Below are 19324 nucleotides of genomic sequence, written 5' to 3'. Positions count from 1 at the left end.
AGGCCCTCAGGCCCCCGGCACATCGCCCTTCGACCCGCCCCAGCTGTCCAGCAGCATGGTCTTGAACCGCGCCGCCGCCGGAGACAGCCGGCCATTGCGGCGCTCGACGATGCCGATGGTGCGTTCCACCACCGGGCCGGTGATCGGGCGGGTGACAATCAGCGGGTGATCGGTCTGCGGCGTCGCCAGACGCGGCAGCACCGAGATCCCGATTCCCGCCTCGACCAGCCCCAGCGAGGTGGACAGGTGGTTCACCTCGTAAAACCAGTCCAGCCGCACATCGGCATGGGCCAGCGCATTATCCAGAATCGTCCGGTTGCCGGAATGGCGGCTGACGCCGATCAGCGGATAGCCCGCCAGATCCGGCCACGTCAGGGTTTTGCGCTTTGCCAGCGGGTGATCGCGGTGGCAGGCCAGCACAAACGGGTCTTCCATCAGCGGCGTAAAATGCACATCCGGGTCCGATGATCCCAGCATCGAGATCCCGAATTCGGTCTCGCCGCTGGCGACACTCTGCAATCCTTCCCGCGCCGACAGATCGAGAATCCGGAACCGGATCTGCGGATGCTGGTCGCGGAACTGACGGATCACGCGCGGCAGAAAGTAAAAGGCCGCCGTCGGCACACAGGCAATACTGACCAGCCCCTGCTGCCGGTTGCCGGTCTCATTCATGGCCAGAACCGTACTTTCCAGCTCATCAATCAGGCGGACCAGCAACGGCTGAAGCTGCCGCCCCACCGCCGACGGCGACACCCGCCGCGTGGTGCGTTCCAGCAGCGGTGCCCCCAGACTTTCTTCCAGACTCTTGATCCGGCGGCTCAGTGCGGGCTGCGACAGGTGCAGCACCTCTGCCGCCTTATGGAAACTGCCGGTTTCCAGCACAGCGAGAAAAGCCCGGAGGTCGAGAATCTCGAAATTGATGCGCATTGGTTATCAATCCTGCTTATTTTTGCATTTCACAACGCAATGATTGATGCGTATACAGCAATTAAAGCAGCCACTAAGAACAAAATCAAATCAATCATCAGGAAGTCAGCATGAATGACCTGATCAGAATCCCCTGCGTTCTGATGCGCGGCGGCACGTCCCGGGGGCCGTTTTTTCTGGCCTCTGACCTGCCACAGACCCCGGCGGCCCGCGATGCGGTGCTGCTGTCGGTGATGGGGTCCGGCCATCATCTGGAAATTGACGGCATCGGCGGCGGCAACGCCCTGACCAGCAAGGTTGCCATTGTCGGCCCGTCACGCCGCCCGGGGGCTGATGTCGATTATCTGTTCGCACAGGTCAAAGTGCTGGAGCAGGCGGTCGATACATCCCCCAACTGCGGCAACATGCTGGCCGCCGTCGGCCCCTTTGCCATCGAGGCCGGTCTGGTGCCGGTGCAGGATGGCATCACCACCCTGCGCATCCACAACGTCAACACCGGCAAAGTGATCGAATCCCGCATTCAGACCCCCGGCGGGCGGGTGCTGTATGATGGCAGCGTGGCCATTTCCGGCGTGCCGGGCACCGCGGCCCCGATCACCCTGACCTTCCTTGACAGCGCCGGATCAAAGACCGGGGCGCTGCTGCCGACCGGGGCCGCGCGCAACACCTTTGACGGGGTTGAGGTGACCTGCCTTGACGCCGCCATGCCGGTGGTGATCCTGCGGGCCGCCGATCTGGGCAAGACCGGGCACGAAACCCCGGCGGAGCTGAACGCCGACTCCGGGTTCCTGCGCCGTCTGGAAAGCATCCGCATTCAGGCCGGGGAAGCGATGGGCATCCCCAATGTCCGCGACCGGGTGATCCCCAAACCGGTGCTGATCGCCCCGGCAGCCCCGGGGCAGGATGGCGACAGCCTGACCACCCGCTATTTTATGCCGCACGAATGCCATTCGGCGCTGGCGATCACCGGGGGCGTCGCGCTGGCCAATGCCTGCGCCACCCCCGGCACGCTGGCCGCCGAAATGACCGCCGTCTCTGCCTTTCCGGCAGACCTGACCTTTGCCCACGCCACCGGCCGCCTGCAGGTGACCATCGACCACCCGCCCGGGGCCCCGGCCCCGGTGGTGTCGGTGATCCGCACCGCGCGGCGGCTGTTTGAGGGGGCGGTGTTCGCCAAGCCCGCCGTCTGGGCCCACAGCCCGGAACGGGCCGCCCCCGGCCAGACCGCTGAAAACACCGCCCCGCTTTTGCGTACAATGCCCTAATCTGCACCACGCCCTGATTTTAATAAGTCAAAAGTACAAACAGGAGGAAACAATGAAGCTCTGGGCTCTTGCGGCCACGGTTGCCGCTTTTCTGACCGCCGCCCCGATGACACAGGCCGCCGAGCCGGTGCGGATCGGCGTCGGATCGTTTAATCTGAACAATCTGCCGTTCCCGCTGGCGGTCGGCCTTGGCTATTACGCCGAGGAAGGCCTGGACGTGACGATGGAAAACTTTGCCGCCGGGGGATCAAAGGCCCTGCAGGCGCTGGTTTCCGGCTCGGTCGATGTCGGCGTCGGCTTCTATGACCACACCATTCAGATGCAGTCGGTCCGCAAGGAAGTGGTGTCGGTGGCCCTGCTGGCCCATAATTCCGGGCTGGTGCTGGCCGGGCCGGAAAACACCCGCTTTGACCCCGCCAAACCGGAAACCATCAAAGGGCTGAACGTCGGCATCACCGCCCCGGGGTCGTCGTCTGACTTCTTCATCCGCTATTACCTGAAGCGCCACGGGCTGAACCCGTCAGACATCGGCATCATCGGTGTCGGGTCGGGCCCCACCGCCGTGGTGGCGCTGGAACAGGGCAAGATTGACCTGCTGGTCAATTATGACCCGGCGGCGACGATCCTGACCGAACGCAAGATCGGCAAGATCCTGATCGACGGGCGGTCAGCCGCCGGGGCCACCGAGATTTACGGCGGTCTGTACCCGACCTCGACCCTGTACGTCACCGGGGCAACCCTGAAGGCCAAGCCGGAGATGATCCAGAAGGCGGTCAACGCCACCGTGCGCGCCATGCTGTGGGCCCAGAGCCATTCCGCCGAGGAAATCATGGCCAAGCTGCCGCCCAGCTTTGTGCCGGAAGATAAGGAAGGCTATGCGCAGGCCATCCGCAATGCCATGCCGATCCTGTCGCCCGACGGGCTGTTTGACCCCGCCACCCTGCAGGTGCCGCTGGATGTGCTGTCGGCCTTCAACCCGCAGGTCGCCGGGGCCGCCATTGACCTGAACAAAACCTACACCAATGCCTTCGTCGAAAAGGCCCTGGCCCAGTACCGCAAGTAAAAGCAACGTTCCACAGGGAGAACAGCCGTGAGCGCATACCCCCGCCCCGTGGCGGCCGACGCCACCACGCCCCGCCCGCTCAGCAGCCAGCCGAAAGTCAGGATTGAGAACGTCACCATGTCGTTCGGCGCCTTCACCGCCGTGCGGGATGTCAATCTGACCGTCGCCGACGGGGAGTTTCTTGCCATTGTCGGCCCGACCGGCTGCGGCAAATCCACCATTCTCAACGCCATCGCCGGTCTGCTGAAACCGACGAAGGGGTCGATCACGCTGGCAGGCAAGCCGGTGGACGGGGTCAGCCATGACGTCGGCTACCTGTTCCAGCAGGATGCCCTGCTGCCGTGGAAAACGGTGGAGGAAAACGTCGAGCTGGGGTTGCAGTTCCGCGGCGTCGCCCCGGCGGAGCGGGCCGTACAGTCCCGCGCCTGGCTGGAAAAAGTCGGCCTGAAGGGCTTTGAAAAGCGGTATCCGCACCAGCTTTCCGGCGGACAGAAAAAGCGCGTGCAGCTGGCGCAGGCGCTGATCGTCAACCCGGAAGTGATTTTGATGGACGAGCCGTTCTCGGCGCTGGACATCCACACCCGCCATCTGATGCAAAGCGAACTGCTGCGCCTGTGGCAGGAAAACCGCAAGTCCGTCGTGCTGATCACTCACGACCTTGAGGAAGCGATCTCGCTGGGCGACCGCGTGGTGGTGCTGGCCGCCGGACCGGCCAGCACCGTGGTTGACAGCTTTACCGTTGATCTGCCCCGCCCCCGCAACGTGGCGGAAATCATGATGGACCCGCAGTTCATGGACCTGTACCGCAAGATCTGGTCCAGCCTGAAGACCGAAGTGGAGAAAAGCTATGCTCAACATCCGTGACCGGCTGATCCAGCTGCTTCTGGTGGTGGTCCTGTTCGGCGGCTGGGAACTGGGGGTGACCGCCGGGGTGATTGACCCGTTCTTCTTCCCCTCGCCGCTGGCGATCGGCGGCAAGGTGGTGGAATGGGTCAGCGACACCTCTTTTTACCGTCACCTGAACATCACGGTGCTGGAAACCGTGCTGGGCTATGTCTTCGGCACCCTGCTGGGGGTGGTGATCGGTGTGTGGCTGGGCCTTGCCCGCCGGGCCGCGCGCATTCTTGACCCCTTCATCAAGGCCGTCAACGCCATCCCCCGCGTGGTTCTCGCCCCGGTGTTCGTGCTGTGGCTGGGTCTGGGGCTGTGGTCGAAAGTGGCGCTGGCGGTGACGCTGGTGTTCTTCATCACCTTCTTCAACGCCCTGCAGGGGGTGCGGGAAGTCAACCCGGTGATCCTGTCCAACTCGCGCATTCTGGGGGCCAGCCGGTTTGACATGCTGCGCCATGTCTATCTGCCCGCCGCCGCGACCTGGATTCTGTCATCGCTGCGGACCTCGGTCGGGTTTGCCGTGGTCGGGGCCATCATCGGCGAATACCTTGGGTCCTCCGCCGGGCTGGGGCATCTGATTGCCCAGTCGGAAGGCAACTTCGACGCCGTCGGCGTGTTTGCCGGGATTGTGGTGCTGGCGATGTTCGTGCTGATCATCGACACCCTGCTGACCTGGCTGGAAGGCCGCCTGATCACCTGGAAGCCCAAAGACGGGCAGGAACGGCCGGCCTAAGTTTTTTCTGTAGCTTTTTTGTTTAGTCCCTTATTTGTTTGGTCCCTCAGGCGGCGGGCGCGGGCGTCCGCCCGCTTGCCTCACGCGCGAATGGTCGCGCGGGCCCTCAATGGGCCAGTCAGCCCGGCCCTGCCGGGCTTCCGTTTGTTTGGTCCCTCAGGCGGCGGGCGCGGGCGTCCGCCCGCTTGCCTCACGCGCGAATGGTCGCGCGGGCCCTCAATGGGCCAGTCAGCCCGGCCCTGCCGGGCTTCCGTTTGCTTATTCCCTCACACGCCGGGCGCGGGCGTCCGCCCGCTTGCCTCACGCGCCACAATATAAAACGCAGCGGTCCACCCGGGCCGCTGCGTTTTTGTGTTCCCTTCCCCTTGACCAGCCCCCCCGTCTGCCCCCGGTCAGGTGTCATCGCTGAAATCAAGCGCCCGCCCGATCCGGGGCCGGGGGGTCAGCCGGGTCAGCGGGCCGACCGGCGCGGTGCCGGGGCGGACGCGCCGCACCTCACGCTCCAGCACCTCAGCGGGCATGTCTTCCGCCAGACCCCGCCCCCAGCGGACAAAGTCACGCGGGCTGACGCGCTGGCGCGTCCGTGACGCCGGTTCCGGCACCCCACGCGGATCGCGGTGAAACTGGGTAAACACCGTCTGCGTCGAGCAGCCGATGGTCCGGGCCAGCACCGCGACCGGAATCCCGTCAATCCGGCAGGCATACAGCCAGTCAACCAGATCCTGCGACCAGTCGATGGTATTGCGGACCGGATCACGGCGGACCGGCGGCGGCGGCGGTGGCACAGCCGAGGACGCCGGACGCCCGGCACGGGCCCGCGCCCCCTGTTCCGGATCACCGGCCACCGCCCCTCCCGACCGGTCAGCCCGGCAGGGCGGAACCGCAGGCAAAGGCGGCGGCCCGACCCGCGGGCTGCGCCGGAAAGCCCGGCCCCCCGGGCTATGGACAGACGTTGGCAGTCGCAGCCGGTCCCCCCCGGCGGCGGTGTTAAAAGCAGTCATGGTAGATCTTCCTGTTCGGCGTGCCTCCGCCGCCGGGTCGGTCTCAGGTCATGACCCCCGGGCAGCAAGGCTGTCTTGTGCTGGTACGCAGTCGGAGAGAGCATCCGTCTCCGCCGTTCGCGTTGTTGGATAGTTGCGTTTTTTGCATCGACATGTCAATGCTAAAAGCGCAATATCGCATCAGTGATAAAACACCAATAATGCAACCATGACTTTGATCGACACTCTCAAAAAAGCCCTGCAGGCCCCGGGTAAAAGCCAGCGCGGTCTGGCCAGAGCCATGGGGCTGGACCCCGCCGCGATCAACCGTATGCTGAAAGGCGAACGGCAGATCAAAGCCCATGAGCTGGCCGCAATCCGGGATTACCTCGGCCTGCCGGCAAGCGATGACCTGTCCCCTGCCCCCCCCGGGGAACAGGGCGGGGAACAGGCCGGACCACCGCCGCATCGTCAGGGGGCCGCCACCCTTTCCGGCTTTGCTGCACCGCACGGCCTGCCGCCGTGGCGCCAGCCCCCCTCACTGACCGATGAATTCGCCATGGTGCCGGTCTACGAGGCCCGGGCCGCCGCCGGGGACGGGGCCGTCAACCCCGAGACGGCCCCGGTCTGCTTCAGCGCCTTCCGCTGGGAATGGCTGCGCCGGGTCACACAGGCCCCGACCGAGCAGCTGGCCGTGATCCAGGTTTCCGGCGACAGTATGGAGCCAACCCTGCACCACGGCGACCATGTGCTGATCGACCGCACCGTCACCCGCTGGACCCGCGACGGGCTGTATGTGATCCGCTATGCCATCTCTGACGAACTGATGGTCAAACGCCTGATCTGGGCCCCCAGCAGCCGCACCTTCTCCATCCGCAGTGACAACCCCGCCTACGGCAACACCGACGGAGTCGGACCGGAAGATCTGGCGGTCATTGGCCGGGTGCTGTGGCTGGGGCGCAATATCGGCTGAGGGCCGCCCCGGCAGCCGGGCTTGACGGCACCCCCCGGAACGTTGCGAAAAATTGCGATAGGCGCAATTATTTCCCTCTTTCCCTGCCGGAGCCCCGCTATGTATCTGGACTGGACCGTCACCCTGCGCACCGATGACGGAACGCTGATCCAGCAGATCGACGTCACCGCTGAAATCTGTCGCTATCACGATGCCGGGACCCCGACCGGCGATGCGATGGTGCTGGCGGTTTATGCCGAAAAGCGGCGGCACCCGCTGGCCCCGCCACGCCTGAGCCGGATCACCGGCCCCCTTGCCGATGTGCTGATCGCGTCCCTCGAGGCGGACCGTCGCTTCCGGGACCAGGCGCAGGCAATGCTGCCCCGCCCCCTCCGGCGCAGGCGGACCGGACCGGACACCCCCTGACCCGCAACAGCAACGCGGTCTGCAACGGGTCCGCCATGATGACTACGACCCAACCGCTTTTTTATGGAGACAGGCCGGGACTCGGGACCCACCCTCCCTCTCCCGGCGGGCGGATCAGCCCCGGTATACTGCCCTGCAGACAGCAAACGGCCAAAATGTTGCTGCATCGTCACAGCTTTATAGTCTTAAATCTTTAAGACTATCTCTCATCTGATAAAAGGGGCACGCACCGCCGGAAGCCCTCGCAAAAACCCACCCTGCCGAGGTTCCGGCAACACGCTTTAAAAGTGTATTCAATATTTTACAACCATGAGGACCGTGCCCGGCCTCCCGGAACAGGCGGGGGACCGTAAGGGCAGCGACACGGAGAAATTGCGGTTGTCTGACAGGATGTTAAAGTACCGGTCCAACAGGCATCCGGCAGAAACCGGGGCATGAACCGATATCATCTCAGGGAGCGCTGATCTGATGGCGACTTTTGGCTTAAGGGCCAAATCCCTGCTCCTGATGGGGCTGGTCAGCCTGCTGGTCCTGCTGGTTGCCACGGCGGTCAGCTGGCAGGTGGTCGGCGGCGTTCAGGCCTTTTTTGTCGAACAGTACGCCCAGACCACCACCGCGCTAGCGCGGGAACGTCTGGTCGCGCCGGTCAGCCGCCAGCTGGCGCTGGCCCGCCGCTTTGCCAGCCTGACATCGACCCGCGACTGGCTGGCCGACGAAACCGACCCCGGCAAGGTCCGCCGCTTCTTCACCGAGGCCCGCAGCTACAGCCAGTCCTTCGAGGACGGCCTGTATTTTGTCGGCAGCGCCAGCACCCTGAACTATTACCTCAATGACCGCAGCGGCCCGGAATCATCGCAGGCGCGCTACCGGATGCGCAGCGGCAATCCGGCGAATGACTGGTTCTTCACCTCGATGGCCGCCCGTGCGGCCTATAACATCAACGTTGATACCGATCCGGCGGTGAAGGGGGTCAAGGTCTGGTTTAACGTGGCCGTCACCGACAGCGATGATCCGGCGGTCGCGCGGCGGCTGGGCGTTGCCGGGACCGGCATCGACCTGACCGGCCTGTTACAGGATTACCGGGACAGCCTTGGCAGCGGCATCACACCGATGGCCATCAACCGCAACGGGGCCATCCAGATGCATCCCGACTGGTCACGGGTGGCCATGAATTCCGGCGCCGGGGGCATCGAGGACCGCCAGACCAATCTGCTCGCCGGGCTGAGCCCGCAGGATGCCGACGCCCTGCGCGCCGCCATGGTCCGCACCACCGCCATCGACAAATCAATTGAGCTGCTCAGCGTCCAGATGGATGGCGCCCCCCGCCTGCTGGCGATCACCTATCTGGAAGAAATCCAGTGGTATGTGGTCAACGCCTTTGACCCCGCCGCCGTGCAGCCGGCCCGGATGCAGACCCTGATCGTCGGCGCGGTGGTCACTGCCCTGCTGCTGCTGGCGGCGGTGCTGGGCATCGGGCTGGTGGTGTCGCGGATGGTGCTGCGCCCGCTGCATCAGCTGCAACGCGGTGTGCTGGCGGTGGGTCAGGGCCGGTATGACATGCCACTGCCGGAAAACCGCCGCGATGAATTCGGTGATCTCAGCCGGATGTTCCGCTTTATGGCGCAGGAGGTGCAGCGCACCACCCAGACGCTGGAACAGCGGGTGGAGGAACGGACCCGCGATCTGGCCGAGGCCAACCGGGTGATGACCGTCGCCCAGCGGCAGATCAGCGATTCCCTTGATTACGCCCGCCTGATCCAGCGCGGCCTGCTGGCCAAAGACGTGGCCTGCACCGATGCCGCCGTTGATATCGGCTGGCTGTGGCAGCCCAAGGACGTGGTCGGCGGGGATTTTCATTTCTCCCGCCGGATCGGGGATACCCTGATCCTTGGCCTGTTTGACTGTGCCGGCCATGGGGTGCCGGGGGCGCTGATGACCATGCGCACCCATGCGGCGCTGGAACAGGCGCTGGCGGACACGCCCCCCGGGGATCCGGCGGCGGTGCTGACCCGGCTGGATGCCCTGCTGCGCGACAGCCCGCTGATCGGCCCGGCCGGAGACAGCCGGTTTTTCGCCACCGGGGTCGATGCCGGGCTGCTGATGATTGACACCGCCCGCCGCCGCGCTGTCTTCTCCGGGGCGCGGATTGACCTGTACAGCCGCCCGCCCGGCGCGGTGACCCGCGCCGACGTGATTGACTGCGCCACCGGCAGCCGCCGCTCTCTGGGGGATGGCAAACCGGCCACCTTCAGCACCGCCGAAATTCCACTGATCGCCGGACAGTGCCTGTATATGGTCAGCGATGGCATCCTTGACCAGTCGGGCGGGCCGGAAGGGTTCGGCTTCGGGCGGCACCGCCTGCTGGATGTGGTGCTGACGCACGGCACGGGCGGCGCCGCCGCGCAGATCGCCGCGCTGGCCGCCGCCGTCACCGACTATCAGGGCCCGCTGCCCCAGCGGGATGACATGACCGCCCTGTGCGTCCGCCTGAAGTAGTATGCGAAGCGTTTTGTCTGCGTTATCATGTGCCTATTCCCCTCCGCCCATCCCCCCCGACTGCCGCCGCAGGACATCCCGATGGACCCGATTGACCTGTTTTCACTGCGAGAGCGCTTTAACCAGACCCGGATCATGCTGTGCTTCAACGGGCCGATGTCCCGCAGCCTGATCGAGGAAATCGGCAACGCCCTGAAGAATTATCTGACCGCCGATCAGGCCCACCCTTCCGCTGCCATGGATGTGTTCGGGGTTTATATCGAGCTGACGCAGAACATCCGCCATTACACCCACGCCCGGGCCTGGTCGGAGCAGGACGCCGGGGCAACCGTGGTGATCTCCCGCGAGGCCGATGGCCGGTATGTGATCTGTGCCGGTAATCTGATCGAGCCGCAGGACGGGGCCGCCGTCTGTACGCTGGTTGATCAGCTGGCCGGGCTGGACAAAGCCGCCCTGAAGGCCCTGTATAAGGAACAGCTGCGCAAACCCCGGCCAGACTCCAGCAGCGGCGCCGGTCTGGGGCTGATCCATGTCGCCCGCACCGCCAGCGCCCCCCTGCAGGCCAGCCTGCACACGCTGCCGGACGGGCGGGCTTTCTTCAGCCTGCGCGCCGTGATCTGATCCCCTTTTCCCCCCGCGTTCCGCCCATCCGATAACGCTGACAGTTCCCCCCCGAGGCCCCCCGATGCAGAGTTTTGAAACCCCCGGCAGCCAGTCCACCCCCACGATCCGCGCCAACTGGGAAGAAGGCACGCTGTTCATGGAGGGGGATTCCTACCCCGAAAATTCCTACGAACAGTTCCGTCCGGTGTTTGACTGGATCGAAGCGTTTTTATCCACCACCGGCCGCCCGCTGACCCTTGATCTGCACCTGCTGTACCTTAATACCAGCAGCATCAAGGCGATGATGGATATCTTCGACCGGCTGGAAACCGCCCACGCCAACGGGCAGCAGGTTGCCGTGCGCTGGTGCTACGACCGCCGCAACGAACGGGTCGGGGAGCTGGCGGAAGAATTCCGTGAGGACTGCACTTTCCCGTTCCGTATCGAACCCTCGGCCTGAGGACCGGCCCCCATGACCTCTGCCTTTCCGCCGCCGCCGTCCCCCCTTGAAGACCGGATTGAGCAGCTGCTTGCCGCGCCGGAGCATGACGGCCACCCCCTGCGGCAGGCGCTGGCGGACCTGTGGGAAACCCACCGCGATCTGGAACGGCGGCTGGACCGCATCGCCCGCGTGTCCGACGCATTCCAGAGCATGGCCCGCCAGCGGGAACTGGGCCTGCAGGAACGGATGGAACGCGACCTGCGGCGGCTGGAAAAGCTGGCCCGGATCTCTGACCGCTATCAGTCGATGATGCGCGATCTGAACGTGGCACTGACCGAGGCATCGACCCACGACAGCCTGACCCGCCTGCCCAACCGCCGCCTGCTGACCGAACGCCTGAAGTCAGAGGCCGAGCGCGCCGACCGCTATGGCCGCAGCTTTACCGTGGTGATGATCGACATCGACCACTTCAAGCGCATCAACGACACCTGCGGCCATGATGTCGGGGATTCCGTGCTGATCGAGCTGGCCCACGCCATGGGGGCGGAACTGCGGGAGCAGGACTGCGCCGGGCGCTGGGGCGGTGAAGAGTTTGTGCTGCTGCTGCCGGAAACCTCGCTGGAAACCGCCGTGCAGGTGGTGGAACGGGTGTGCGGACGGCTGAGCGGGGTCCATGTGCCGGAGCCACACCCAACCGGATCCGTCACCGCCAGCGCCGGGCTGGCCGAACATGTGCCGGGCACCCCGGTCACCGCCACCCTCAGCCGGGCCGACAGTGCCCTGCTGACCGCCAAACGCAATGGCCGCAACCGGATTGAACGCGCCCCGGCCCCCACCCCTGAAACCACACATGCCTGAAACCAGACACGCCTGAGCGGGCCGGTTCAGGGGGGTTCCGCCGGGGCCAGCAGGCCGTCGATCACCAGACTCAGCAATTCCCCCCGCCCGGTGGTGCCGGATTTGCGGTAGATGGCGTTCAGGTGCGATTTGACCGTGCCCTCGGCATTGCCCCGCGCCTGTGCGATTTCAGCAATCGACAGCCCTTTTACCAGAAACAGGGCGATGTCCCGCTCCGCCGGGGTCAGCTTCCAGCGGTCGAAGTGGGCTTCGATCACCTCATGCAGGGCCTGTGTGGCAACGCTGGCCGCCTGTTCCAGATGGGCCTTGCGCCGCAACAGCCACACCAGCAGCCGGGCTTCCACCACAATGGCGGCAAACAGCGACACCGCCGCCGCCGTCTCGACATACAGATGCAGACGGGATGCGGCGGCGGCGCTGTCTTCAAGATAATCAGACACCACATCGCTGAAGAAAAATCCGGCGCAGGCCACCTGTAGACCGACAAGGCACAGCAGCAGCAGCGGCAAAGAGCGGTGCGACACCAGAGAGGACGGCATCGGCCCTCCTAATCAGTTCAGGCGTGGGGGACATCCTTGTACCCGGTGACCATCGCCTTGGGAAGGTTGATGCCGGTGCGGCGGCTTTCCCACAGCACGGCGGCGACATGCAGCCCGACGCAGATCTGCACCCACAGCACGGCGGCCTCATGCACCTGCTCCGGCCACTCAACGCCCCAGAAGGCATCGGTGGTCATCAGCCAGCCGGACCCGCCGATCACCAGCAGGAACAGCAGCAGATTATAAATCATCAGCGCCCCCAGCGGCGTATGGCCGACATGCAGGGGGGTGCGCCCGCTGGCCAGATCAGACACCTGCTCCAGCGAGGCAGAGACACTGGGCGGAAAATCAGAGAACCGCGCATGGCGGCTGCCGGTCAGCCCCCACACCAGCCGGACCGCCACCAGCCCGACAACGGTATAGCCGACCCAGTGATGCAGACGGCTTTCTTCATCAACAAACAGGCTGTTGGCGGCAAACAGGCCAACCAGAGACCAGTGAAACAGACGGACCAGCGGGTCCCACACCCGGATACGGCGCATTGCGGCGTCCTTTCCTGACCGGATCACAGCCCCCCGCCCCCGGCCCCGGACGAAACCGGGGCCGGAGCCGGGGGGCACAGACCCTCAGCCTCAGTTCTGGGTCTTGGTGCGGACCACGGTCAGGCTCTGATCCAGAAACAGTTCCTGCTTCTTGCCGTCTTTGGTGCGGACATAGGCTTCATACAGGCCGTCTTCGGTCTTGATCTTACCGACTTCATAGCCTTCGGCGGTCAGCTTGGTGCGGATCGCGGTTTCCGCTTCCGGGGTCAGGGTGACACCCGAGGCAAAGGCCAGCGGGGCGGTGGTCAGGGTGACGGCGGCAACGACGGCAGCGGCGAACAGGATACGCATGGACAGTCTCCGAAGAGTGAGGAGGGGGGAGTGTTTGACACCCCGGACCCTGCCCCGTCCGCCGCCGCCCGTCTATCCGACCGCAGTCTCAATCCGTTGATCTGTAACGCCGGTTTACCGCCTATAACCGGGGTTCAGGGGGGCTGAGGGTCTGCGGGGGCTGGTCAGGCACTCAGCCACACCAGCGCCAGCGCCAGCGCCGCCGGGACGGTCTGGATGAACAGGATCTTCCGCGCCGCCGTCACCGCCCCGAAAATCCCGGCCACCGCCACACACAGCAGAAAGAACGTCTCCACCCCGCGATAGGGCTCGCCCTGCCCCGCCAGCCACAGCCCCCACAGCAGCCCGGCGGCCAGAAAGCCGTTATACAGCCCCTGATTGGCAGCCAGAACTCTGGTGCTGGCGGCAAAAGCGGCCTCCAGCCGAAACGCCCGCCGCCCACGCGGGGTATCCCACCACAGCATTTCCAGCAGCATGATATAAAGATGCAGCACCGCCACCAGCAGCACCGCCCCCTGCGCAGCATAAACCATCGGCTGTTCACTCCCTGTCAGTTCTTCTCTTCAGAGTGACAATCCCGGATGAAAAAGGCGAGTCCTGAACTGCTGCCCGGAGAGGATGCAGGCGCGCCTCTTGCGCCCCTGCTGTTTCAGGGGGGCTGCGCAAAAAGACCCGGAAAAGAACAAAGCCCCGACGCGGTGACGTCGGAGCTTTGATGGTGCCCGGGGCCGGAATCGAACCAGCGACACTGCGATTTTCAGTCGCATGCTCTACCAACTGAGCTACCCGGGCATTCAGCCTGTCGGCGCGGGGTTCACCTTTGGTGCGGTGCGCGCGGACGGCGGTTTTTCGGCCCACCGGGTCAGGGCAAAGCCCTTTGCGGCGGGAAAGGACAAGGCCCCGACGCGGTAACGTCGAGGCCTTGATGGTGCCCGGGGCCGGAATCGAACCAGCGACACTGCGATTTTCAGTCGCATGCTCTACCAACTGAGCTACCCGGGCATCTGGCCGTACACTGCGTTGATCACCCTTGGTGCGGTGCGCTGGCGCGGCTCTCATCCCCTTCAGCTTTCAGCGCTTTTTGATCAGCACCTCAGCGTCGGGAGCAGCTTTTTATGACACTCCCCCGCTGCTGTCCAGATCTTTTTTCACTTTTTTTGCGGGTTTCCGCGAAAGATCTGAAAAAGGCCCTGCCAATCCCGCAGCCCATCCCCGAAAACACCGGCCTGAAACGCCGGGTTACTCGGCCTCTTGCCCCGGCGGAAGGTCCGGCTCATTGGTGGGGACGCGGTAGACTTCGCCCAGCCAGCGGTGCAGGTCAACATCGCCGCAGCGGCGGGAACAGAACGGGCGGTAGCGGGCCACCACCGGGCCGCCGCAGGTCGGGCAGACCGGGCCGCCGACGCGCACCGGCTCCGGCCGGGATGGGGTTTCATCGCTCATCGTGTCAGTCTCCCTGCTGTCATCACGCCCAGCCAATCTCAAACCATCCGGGGGCGGCACCGGCCACCACCTCCACCCCCAGCGGGCCGCCGAGGGTGGTTTCCGCCTCCTGCCGGGCCGGGCGCAGCGGGCCATCCAGCAGACCTGCCATCGCCGCCGACAGCCGCAGGCGCGGCCAGCGCCCCGGCATCGCCAGACCGGCCCGCACCGCCCCATGCAGGGCCGCCAGCGCCGCCGCCTCGGGCAGCGGGGCCGGGGCCGCCGGGGCCAGCAGCAGATCCGCCAGCGGCGGGCGCTGGCGGTCACGCCGCAGCTCCACCAGCCCCAGCGCTGACACCCCCAGCACCTGCACCGGCACCGGATCAGCGCTGAGGGCCTGCCGCAGATCCTGCGCCAGCATCTTCTTGGCGGTAAACACATCGCGGCGCGGCGCGACAAAATCAATCACAATCATGCCCGCCAATGCCCGCAGGCGGATCTGGCGGGCGATTTCCGCCACCGCCAGCCGGTTGGCCTCCTCCGGCTTCAGCGGCCCGGAGTCGACATCAATGGCGGTCAGCGCCGCCGTCGCCTGAATATGCACCGCCGCCCCGCCCGGCAACGGCACCGTCGGGGCCAGCAGGGTTTCCAGCGCCTCATCCACCCCCGCCCCGGCGAACAGGTCGCCCCCTTTGGCGGCGGCGATCACCGGGGCCAGATCAGGGCGGGCCGCACGGGCCTGCACCACCGCGTCGCGGCCTTCACACAGCACACGGTCCACCCGGCGGCCCTGAAGGGCCTGCGCCAGCGGCAGCGGGCGTTCGCCCTGCGTCTGGATCACGTCCCACCGCTGGCGGGCGGCGGCAAGCTCTGCCGCCAGCGCCGCCTCGGGCGCAGTCGCTGCCCCGGTGCGCAGCACCGCGCCCTCATCCGGGGCCAGTGCCCGCCGTCCCCAGTCCTGCAGGCGGCTTCGGGTGGCCTTATCGACGATCTTCGCCGACAGGCTGACGCCGCTGCGCATCGGCGTATAGGCCAGCAACGGCCCGGTGACGGAAATACGGCCACTGACCTTTGCCCCTTTTCCGTGCCGGGGCTCCTGCATCACCTGCACCAGAACGCGCTGGCCGGGCGGCGGAATGGCATTGCCGGGCATATCCTCGCTGGGCAGAAACGCCGGGTCGGCAGCACCGATATCAACCAGCGCCGCGCCCGGCAGGCGCGACAGCACCCGCCCCCACAGGCAATCGCCCACCCCCGGACGGCAATCGCGGAACAGGTGCAGCTCCAGCAGGTCATCGCCGCGCAGCAGGGCCACCCGTGTTTCCCCCGGGCTGCGGCTGAGCAGGGCATGGTCTGGCACAAAAGCGGTGGCGGCAGAGGGGGGCATCAGGAATACTCCGGCTTCACGGACAGCAACGCGCCCCACCATAGCGCACTCAGCCCCGGAGACCAGCATGACCACGCTCGGCCTGTACCTGATCGCCGCCGCTGCCGAAATCGGCGGCTGCTTTGCCGTGTGGGCATGGCTGCGGCTGGACCGAAGCGCCCTGTGGCTGATCCCCGGCGCGGCCTGTCTGGCGCTGTTTGCGTGGGTGCTGACCCGGGTGGATGCCGACTTCGCCGGACGGGCCTATGCGGCCTATGGCGGGATTTATATTCTGGCGTCACTGCTGTGGATGTGGGTCATCGAAGGCAGCCGCCCGGACCGCTGGGATCTGGCCGGAGCCGCCCTGTGCCTGACCGGCGCGGCGGTGATCCTGTGGGGCCCCCGCAACGCATAACACCCCACCCGTCACCTGAGGGACTAAAAAAAAGCGGAAGCCCGGCACTGCCGGGCTGACTGGCCCATTGAGGGCCCGCGCGATCCTTCGCGCGTGAGGCAAGCGGGCGGACGCCCGCGCCCGCCGATTGAGGGACTAAAGAAAAAGCGGAAGCCCGGCCCCGCCGGGCTGACTGGGCCATTGAGGCCCCGTGCCCACGTGGGCACGTAAGCCAAGGGCGCGGACGCGCCCGCCCGGCGCTTGAGGGACAGGCAACGGAAGCCCGGCCCTGCCGGGCTGATTGGCCCATTGAGGGCCCGCGCGATCCTTCGCGCGTGAGGCAAGCGGGCGGACGCCCGCGCCCGCCGATTGAGGGACTAAAGAAAAAGCGGAAGCCCGGCCCCGCCGGGCTGACTGGGCCATTGAGGCCCCGTGCCCGCGTGGGCACGTAAGCCAAGGGCGCGGACGCGCCCGCCCGGCGTGTGAGGGGCTAAACAAACGAAGGTACGGCCCCGCCGTACCGACTGGCCCATTGAGGGCCCGCGCGACCATTCGCGCGTGAGGCAAGCGGGCGGACGCCCGCGCCCGCCGCCTGAGGGACTAAACATACAAGGGGCTAATAGCCCAGACCGGCCAGAAGGTTGGCGGTCTCGTGCAGCGGCAGGCCGACCACGTTGGAGTAAGAGCCGTTGAGGCTGCTGACAAAGGCAGCGGCCATGCCCTGAATGGCATAGCCCCCGGCCTTGCCGTGCCAGTCCCCGGCGGCCAGAAAGGCCTGCTGCTGCTGCTGCGACAGCGGGGCGAAGGTGACGATGGTCTGCACCACGCGGGTGGCCTGCCGCCCGTCGGGGGCAATCAGGCAGACACCGCCGTAAACGCGGTGCCGCCGCCCCTGCAGGCGGGTCAGGCACCGGCGGGCGGTGTCTTCATCTTCCGCCTTCGGCAGAATACGGGTGCCACAGGCGACCACGGTATCCGCCGCCAGCACAAAAGCCCCGGGCTGACGGTCTGCCACCAGCCGGGCTTTGGCACAGGCGAGACGCAGCGCGTGGGCGCGCGGCACCTCGTCCTTCAGCGGGGTTTCGTCGATATCGGCGGGATCGACCCGCGCCGGAATGATGCCGATCTGCGCCAGCAGATCAAGACGACGCGGCGAGGCCGAAGCCAGCACCAAATCAGCCGACGCGGTCATGGCGCCCCTAATCTTCCCGTAAACCGGCTTACTTGAAGCGGAAGGTGATACGGCCCTTGGTCAGGTCGTAGGGGGTCATTTCGACGGTCACCCGGTCACCGGCCAGCACGCGGATGCGGTTCTTGCGCATCTTGCCGGAGGTGTGGGCGAGGATTTCGTGATCATTATCAAGCTTGACGCGGAACATGGCATTGGGCAGCAGTTCCGTCACAGTGCCCTGAAACTCGATCACATCTTCTTTGGACATTACAGCTCCGAGATAAAACAAAGACTCGCGCGAGGATAAATCGCGGGAATTCATGGTGTAGTCATGCGGCGCGGTCAAGACACTTTCCGGTCTTAGACCGACTTTTCCGGTTTTTTACGCCGATTGTTGCGGCAAATCCGCCTCAATCAAGCCTGATCGTTCATGAAGGCCAGATCAAGCCCCCGGCCCCCGTCATCTTCAGCAACAGGGCCGTTCCACTGTGGGCCCATCCGTTTTACAGTGGCAGCCATGATGACAGATCTGGCCTCCTCCCCTTTCCGGCCCAGCACCACCCTCCGGCGGCTTCTGCCACTGGCGCTGACGCTGGGTGCAGCAGCCTGCACCACAGCGGAGCCACCCTCGCCGCCACCGGTCCAGCCCCTTCCGGGGCGCGACCGGGCCGTAGAAGCCCTGCGTCCGTTCGGCACCCCGGATCTGTATGTGGTCTATGACCGTGATGCCGCCGGACTGCCACAGCGGATTCGCCTGACAACACCGGATGCCGGAACCGCACTGGCACCATTCCTGACGGAAGCGCCAGCCTCCCGTGACCTTGACTGCCTGCGGCTGATTTCCTCCACCGACGGCGTTCAGGCCACAGTCTGCCACGCCGCGCTGTGGCAGGACCGGGCGGAACAGGGCCTGTCTTACCTTGCCGCACCGACCGCCCCCCTGACACTGACCCGGCTGGCCGATGGCACGTGGGCGCAGATGCGGCAGGCTGTTTCCGGCCTGAACGGCATAGCAGACACAGCCACCGAAAACAGTCAGGCACCGGAGATGGGGGCGGCACCACCCTCACCCCTCCTGCAGGCGGCCTGCGGGGTTATCCGCCTGCTGCACCATGAGTATGCCGGAAACCGGAGTGCCGCCCTTAGCGGTGATCTCCGGCAGGCCATGGCATTCCTGCAGGCTTACCCCGGCCTTGACGCTGCCGACCGCGAGGCCGTCGCCGGGGCCACCCTGCTGCACACCGTGACCCGCCCGACTCAGTCTGCCGGAGAAATCCGCCGGGTTCTGCGGGTTCTGCCCCTGACGGCGGCTCAGAAAGCACAGGGCCTTGATGCCCTGCGTCGCCTGCTTACGGTTGATGGCTGGCTGTCTGCCCTGCGGCTGGGGGGCACCCCGGCCGATCTACAGCAGGCCCGCACCGCCGCCGCCGGAACACCAGGCCGCCACGATGACCGGGCAGTGGAAGAAAGCGAAGCTCTGGAACAGGCACTGCACGCCCCCGGGGCCACGGAAAACCTGTTTGTGCTGACCGCCCCGGATGACTGGGCAACCACGCCCGGGCAGGCCACCGGCCTCGGGCAAGGCACCACGGTCCTGTCCGGGCCGGTCACTGTCGCAGCCCGGCCTGCGGCACGGCTGCAGACGGGAACCTATGCGGTCACGGTGCGCATTGCCGCCTCTGGCCTGTACCGCTACAGCCGCCGCACGGCAAAGGGAGAAGACATACAGGCCACCGTCCGCTCCGGGACGGAAACCGAGGTAGTCTTCACCCTGTCACCGCCCCTGTTCCGCCAGACACAGACTGTCACCCTGCCTGCGCTGGCAGCAGCAGAAAGGCCGGAAGGGCCGGTGCCTGAGGTTCATCTGAACATTCAAGCCATCGATCCGCTGTTTTAATGCCGG

The 19324-nt window shown here is 66.0% G+C and carries 22 protein-coding genes and 2 tRNA genes; 12 read left to right on the top strand and 12 right to left on the bottom strand.

Annotated elements, in window-relative coordinates; all coding sequences use genetic code 11:
- Positions 1-6 precede the first annotated feature (6 nt).
- Positions 7-927, bottom strand: a complete 921-nt coding sequence (locus G365_RS0103570; protein WP_019644131.1) for a LysR family transcriptional regulator — start codon at positions 925-927, stop codon at positions 7-9.
- 110 nt (positions 928-1037) lie between these two features.
- Here G365_RS0103570 and G365_RS0103565 point away from each other — a divergent pair, with 110 nt between their 5' ends.
- The 4 genes from G365_RS0103565 to G365_RS0103550 are packed head-to-tail and all read left to right on the top strand — an operon-like array spanning position 1038 to position 4879.
- On the top strand, positions 1038-2192 hold the full coding sequence (locus tag G365_RS0103565) for a 4-oxalomesaconate tautomerase (protein WP_019644130.1): 1155 nt from the start codon (positions 1038-1040) through the stop codon (positions 2190-2192).
- Between the two features lie 52 nt (positions 2193-2244).
- Entirely contained in the window at positions 2245-3255 is a 1011-nt protein-coding gene (locus G365_RS0103560; protein WP_019644129.1) for an ABC transporter substrate-binding protein, read from the top strand.
- Positions 3256-3282: 27 nt separating this feature from the next.
- Positions 3283-4119, top strand: coding sequence for an ABC transporter ATP-binding protein (locus G365_RS0103555; RefSeq protein ID WP_245554687.1), 837 nt, complete (start codon positions 3283-3285; stop codon positions 4117-4119).
- Positions 4103-4879 (top strand): ABC transporter permease, encoded by a 777-nt coding sequence (locus tag G365_RS0103550; RefSeq protein WP_019644127.1) that lies wholly within the window; start codon positions 4103-4105, stop codon positions 4877-4879. The genes G365_RS0103555 and G365_RS0103550 overlap by 17 nt, the downstream gene beginning before the upstream one ends.
- 392 nt (positions 4880-5271) lie before the next feature.
- Here the strand turns inward: G365_RS0103550 and G365_RS0103545 are convergent, their stop codons facing one another.
- Positions 5272-5880, bottom strand: coding sequence for a hypothetical protein (locus G365_RS0103545; RefSeq protein ID WP_019644126.1), 609 nt, complete (start codon positions 5878-5880; stop codon positions 5272-5274).
- Between the two features lie 208 nt (positions 5881-6088).
- On the opposite strand from G365_RS0103545, the gene G365_RS22655 reads away from it, so the two are divergent.
- The 6 genes from G365_RS22655 (at position 6089) to siaD (ending at position 11636) form a co-directional block, all read left to right on the top strand.
- Positions 6089-6832, top strand: coding sequence for a LexA family transcriptional regulator (locus G365_RS22655; protein WP_019644125.1), 744 nt, complete (start codon positions 6089-6091; stop codon positions 6830-6832).
- A 99-nt stretch (positions 6833-6931) separates the two neighbouring features.
- Complete coding sequence (locus G365_RS0103535) at positions 6932-7237, top strand: hypothetical protein (RefSeq protein ID WP_019644124.1); 306 nt, start codon at positions 6932-6934, stop codon at positions 7235-7237.
- Between the two features lie 468 nt (positions 7238-7705).
- The gene (locus tag G365_RS0103530) at positions 7706-9733 is read left to right on the top strand and encodes a SpoIIE family protein phosphatase (protein ID WP_043741448.1); all 2028 of its coding nucleotides are present in this window, start codon (positions 7706-7708) and stop codon (positions 9731-9733) included.
- 81 nt (positions 9734-9814) lie between these two features.
- Positions 9815-10354, top strand: coding sequence for a biofilm regulation protein kinase SiaB (gene siaB, locus G365_RS0103525; RefSeq protein ID WP_019644122.1), 540 nt, complete (start codon positions 9815-9817; stop codon positions 10352-10354).
- Between the two features lie 64 nt (positions 10355-10418).
- Entirely contained in the window at positions 10419-10796 is a 378-nt protein-coding gene (gene siaC / locus G365_RS0103520; protein WP_019644121.1) for a biofilm regulation phosphoprotein SiaC, read from the top strand.
- Positions 10797-10808: 12 nt separating this feature from the next.
- Entirely contained in the window at positions 10809-11636 is an 828-nt protein-coding gene (siaD, locus tag G365_RS0103515; protein WP_019644120.1) for a biofilm regulation diguanylate cyclase SiaD, read from the top strand.
- A gap of 26 nt (positions 11637-11662) precedes the next feature.
- Here the strand turns inward: siaD and G365_RS0103510 are convergent, their stop codons facing one another.
- The 8 genes from G365_RS0103510 to G365_RS20165 all read right to left on the bottom strand — a co-directional run bounded on the left by G365_RS0103510 (position 11663) and on the right by G365_RS20165 (position 15877).
- Positions 11663-12175, bottom strand: coding sequence for a helix-turn-helix transcriptional regulator (locus G365_RS0103510; RefSeq protein WP_019644119.1), 513 nt, complete (start codon positions 12173-12175; stop codon positions 11663-11665).
- 17 nt (positions 12176-12192) lie between these two features.
- Positions 12193-12717, bottom strand: coding sequence for a cytochrome b/b6 domain-containing protein (locus tag G365_RS0103505; protein WP_019644118.1), 525 nt, complete (start codon positions 12715-12717; stop codon positions 12193-12195).
- Between the two features lie 90 nt (positions 12718-12807).
- On the bottom strand, positions 12808-13068 hold the full coding sequence (locus G365_RS0103500; RefSeq protein ID WP_019644117.1) for a PepSY domain-containing protein: 261 nt from the start codon (positions 13066-13068) through the stop codon (positions 12808-12810).
- A 164-nt stretch (positions 13069-13232) separates the two neighbouring features.
- On the bottom strand, positions 13233-13601 hold the full coding sequence (locus tag G365_RS0103495; protein ID WP_019644116.1) for a DUF1304 domain-containing protein: 369 nt from the start codon (positions 13599-13601) through the stop codon (positions 13233-13235).
- A gap of 183 nt (positions 13602-13784) precedes the next feature.
- A tRNA-Phe gene (locus G365_RS0103490) sits at positions 13785-13860 on the bottom strand.
- 134 nt (positions 13861-13994) lie between these two features.
- Positions 13995-14070 (bottom strand) — tRNA-Phe (locus G365_RS0103480).
- 237 nt (positions 14071-14307) lie between these two features.
- Positions 14308-14511 carry a DNA gyrase inhibitor YacG gene (locus G365_RS20170; protein WP_019644115.1) on the bottom strand — a complete coding sequence of 68 codons (204 nt, stop codon included), beginning with the start codon at positions 14509-14511 and terminating at the stop codon, positions 14308-14310.
- 22 nt (positions 14512-14533) lie between these two features.
- Entirely contained in the window at positions 14534-15877 is a 1344-nt protein-coding gene (locus G365_RS20165; RefSeq protein WP_019644114.1) for a ribonuclease E/G, read from the bottom strand.
- A gap of 67 nt (positions 15878-15944) precedes the next feature.
- Here G365_RS20165 and G365_RS0103465 point away from each other — a divergent pair, with 67 nt between their 5' ends.
- Positions 15945-16271: a YnfA family protein gene (locus G365_RS0103465; protein ID WP_019644113.1), complete on the top strand. Its 327-nt coding sequence runs from the start codon at positions 15945-15947 to the stop codon at positions 16269-16271.
- Between the two features lie 595 nt (positions 16272-16866).
- On the opposite strand, the gene G365_RS0103460 is transcribed toward G365_RS0103465, so the two are convergent.
- Together G365_RS0103460 and infA are read right to left on the bottom strand one after the other, a co-directional pair.
- Positions 16867-17442 (bottom strand): Maf family protein, encoded by a 576-nt coding sequence (locus G365_RS0103460; RefSeq protein WP_019644112.1) that lies wholly within the window; start codon positions 17440-17442, stop codon positions 16867-16869.
- A gap of 28 nt (positions 17443-17470) precedes the next feature.
- Positions 17471-17689 (bottom strand): translation initiation factor IF-1, encoded by a 219-nt coding sequence (gene infA, locus G365_RS0103455; RefSeq protein WP_026345061.1) that lies wholly within the window; start codon positions 17687-17689, stop codon positions 17471-17473.
- 249 nt (positions 17690-17938) lie between these two features.
- Between infA and G365_RS0103445 the strand changes: the two genes are divergently transcribed.
- Positions 17939-19318 (top strand): hypothetical protein, encoded by a 1380-nt coding sequence (locus G365_RS0103445; RefSeq protein ID WP_155976108.1) that lies wholly within the window; start codon positions 17939-17941, stop codon positions 19316-19318.
- Positions 19319-19324: the final 6 nt, after the last annotated feature.

It is taken from the genome of Novispirillum itersonii subsp. itersonii ATCC 12639, assembly GCF_000381985.1.
GTDB classification, from domain to species: domain Bacteria; phylum Pseudomonadota; class Alphaproteobacteria; order Rhodospirillales; family Rhodospirillaceae; genus Novispirillum; species Novispirillum itersonii.
The sequence above is the reverse complement of the archived record's forward strand: the minus strand, read 5'-3'. Positions and strand labels throughout refer to the sequence as shown.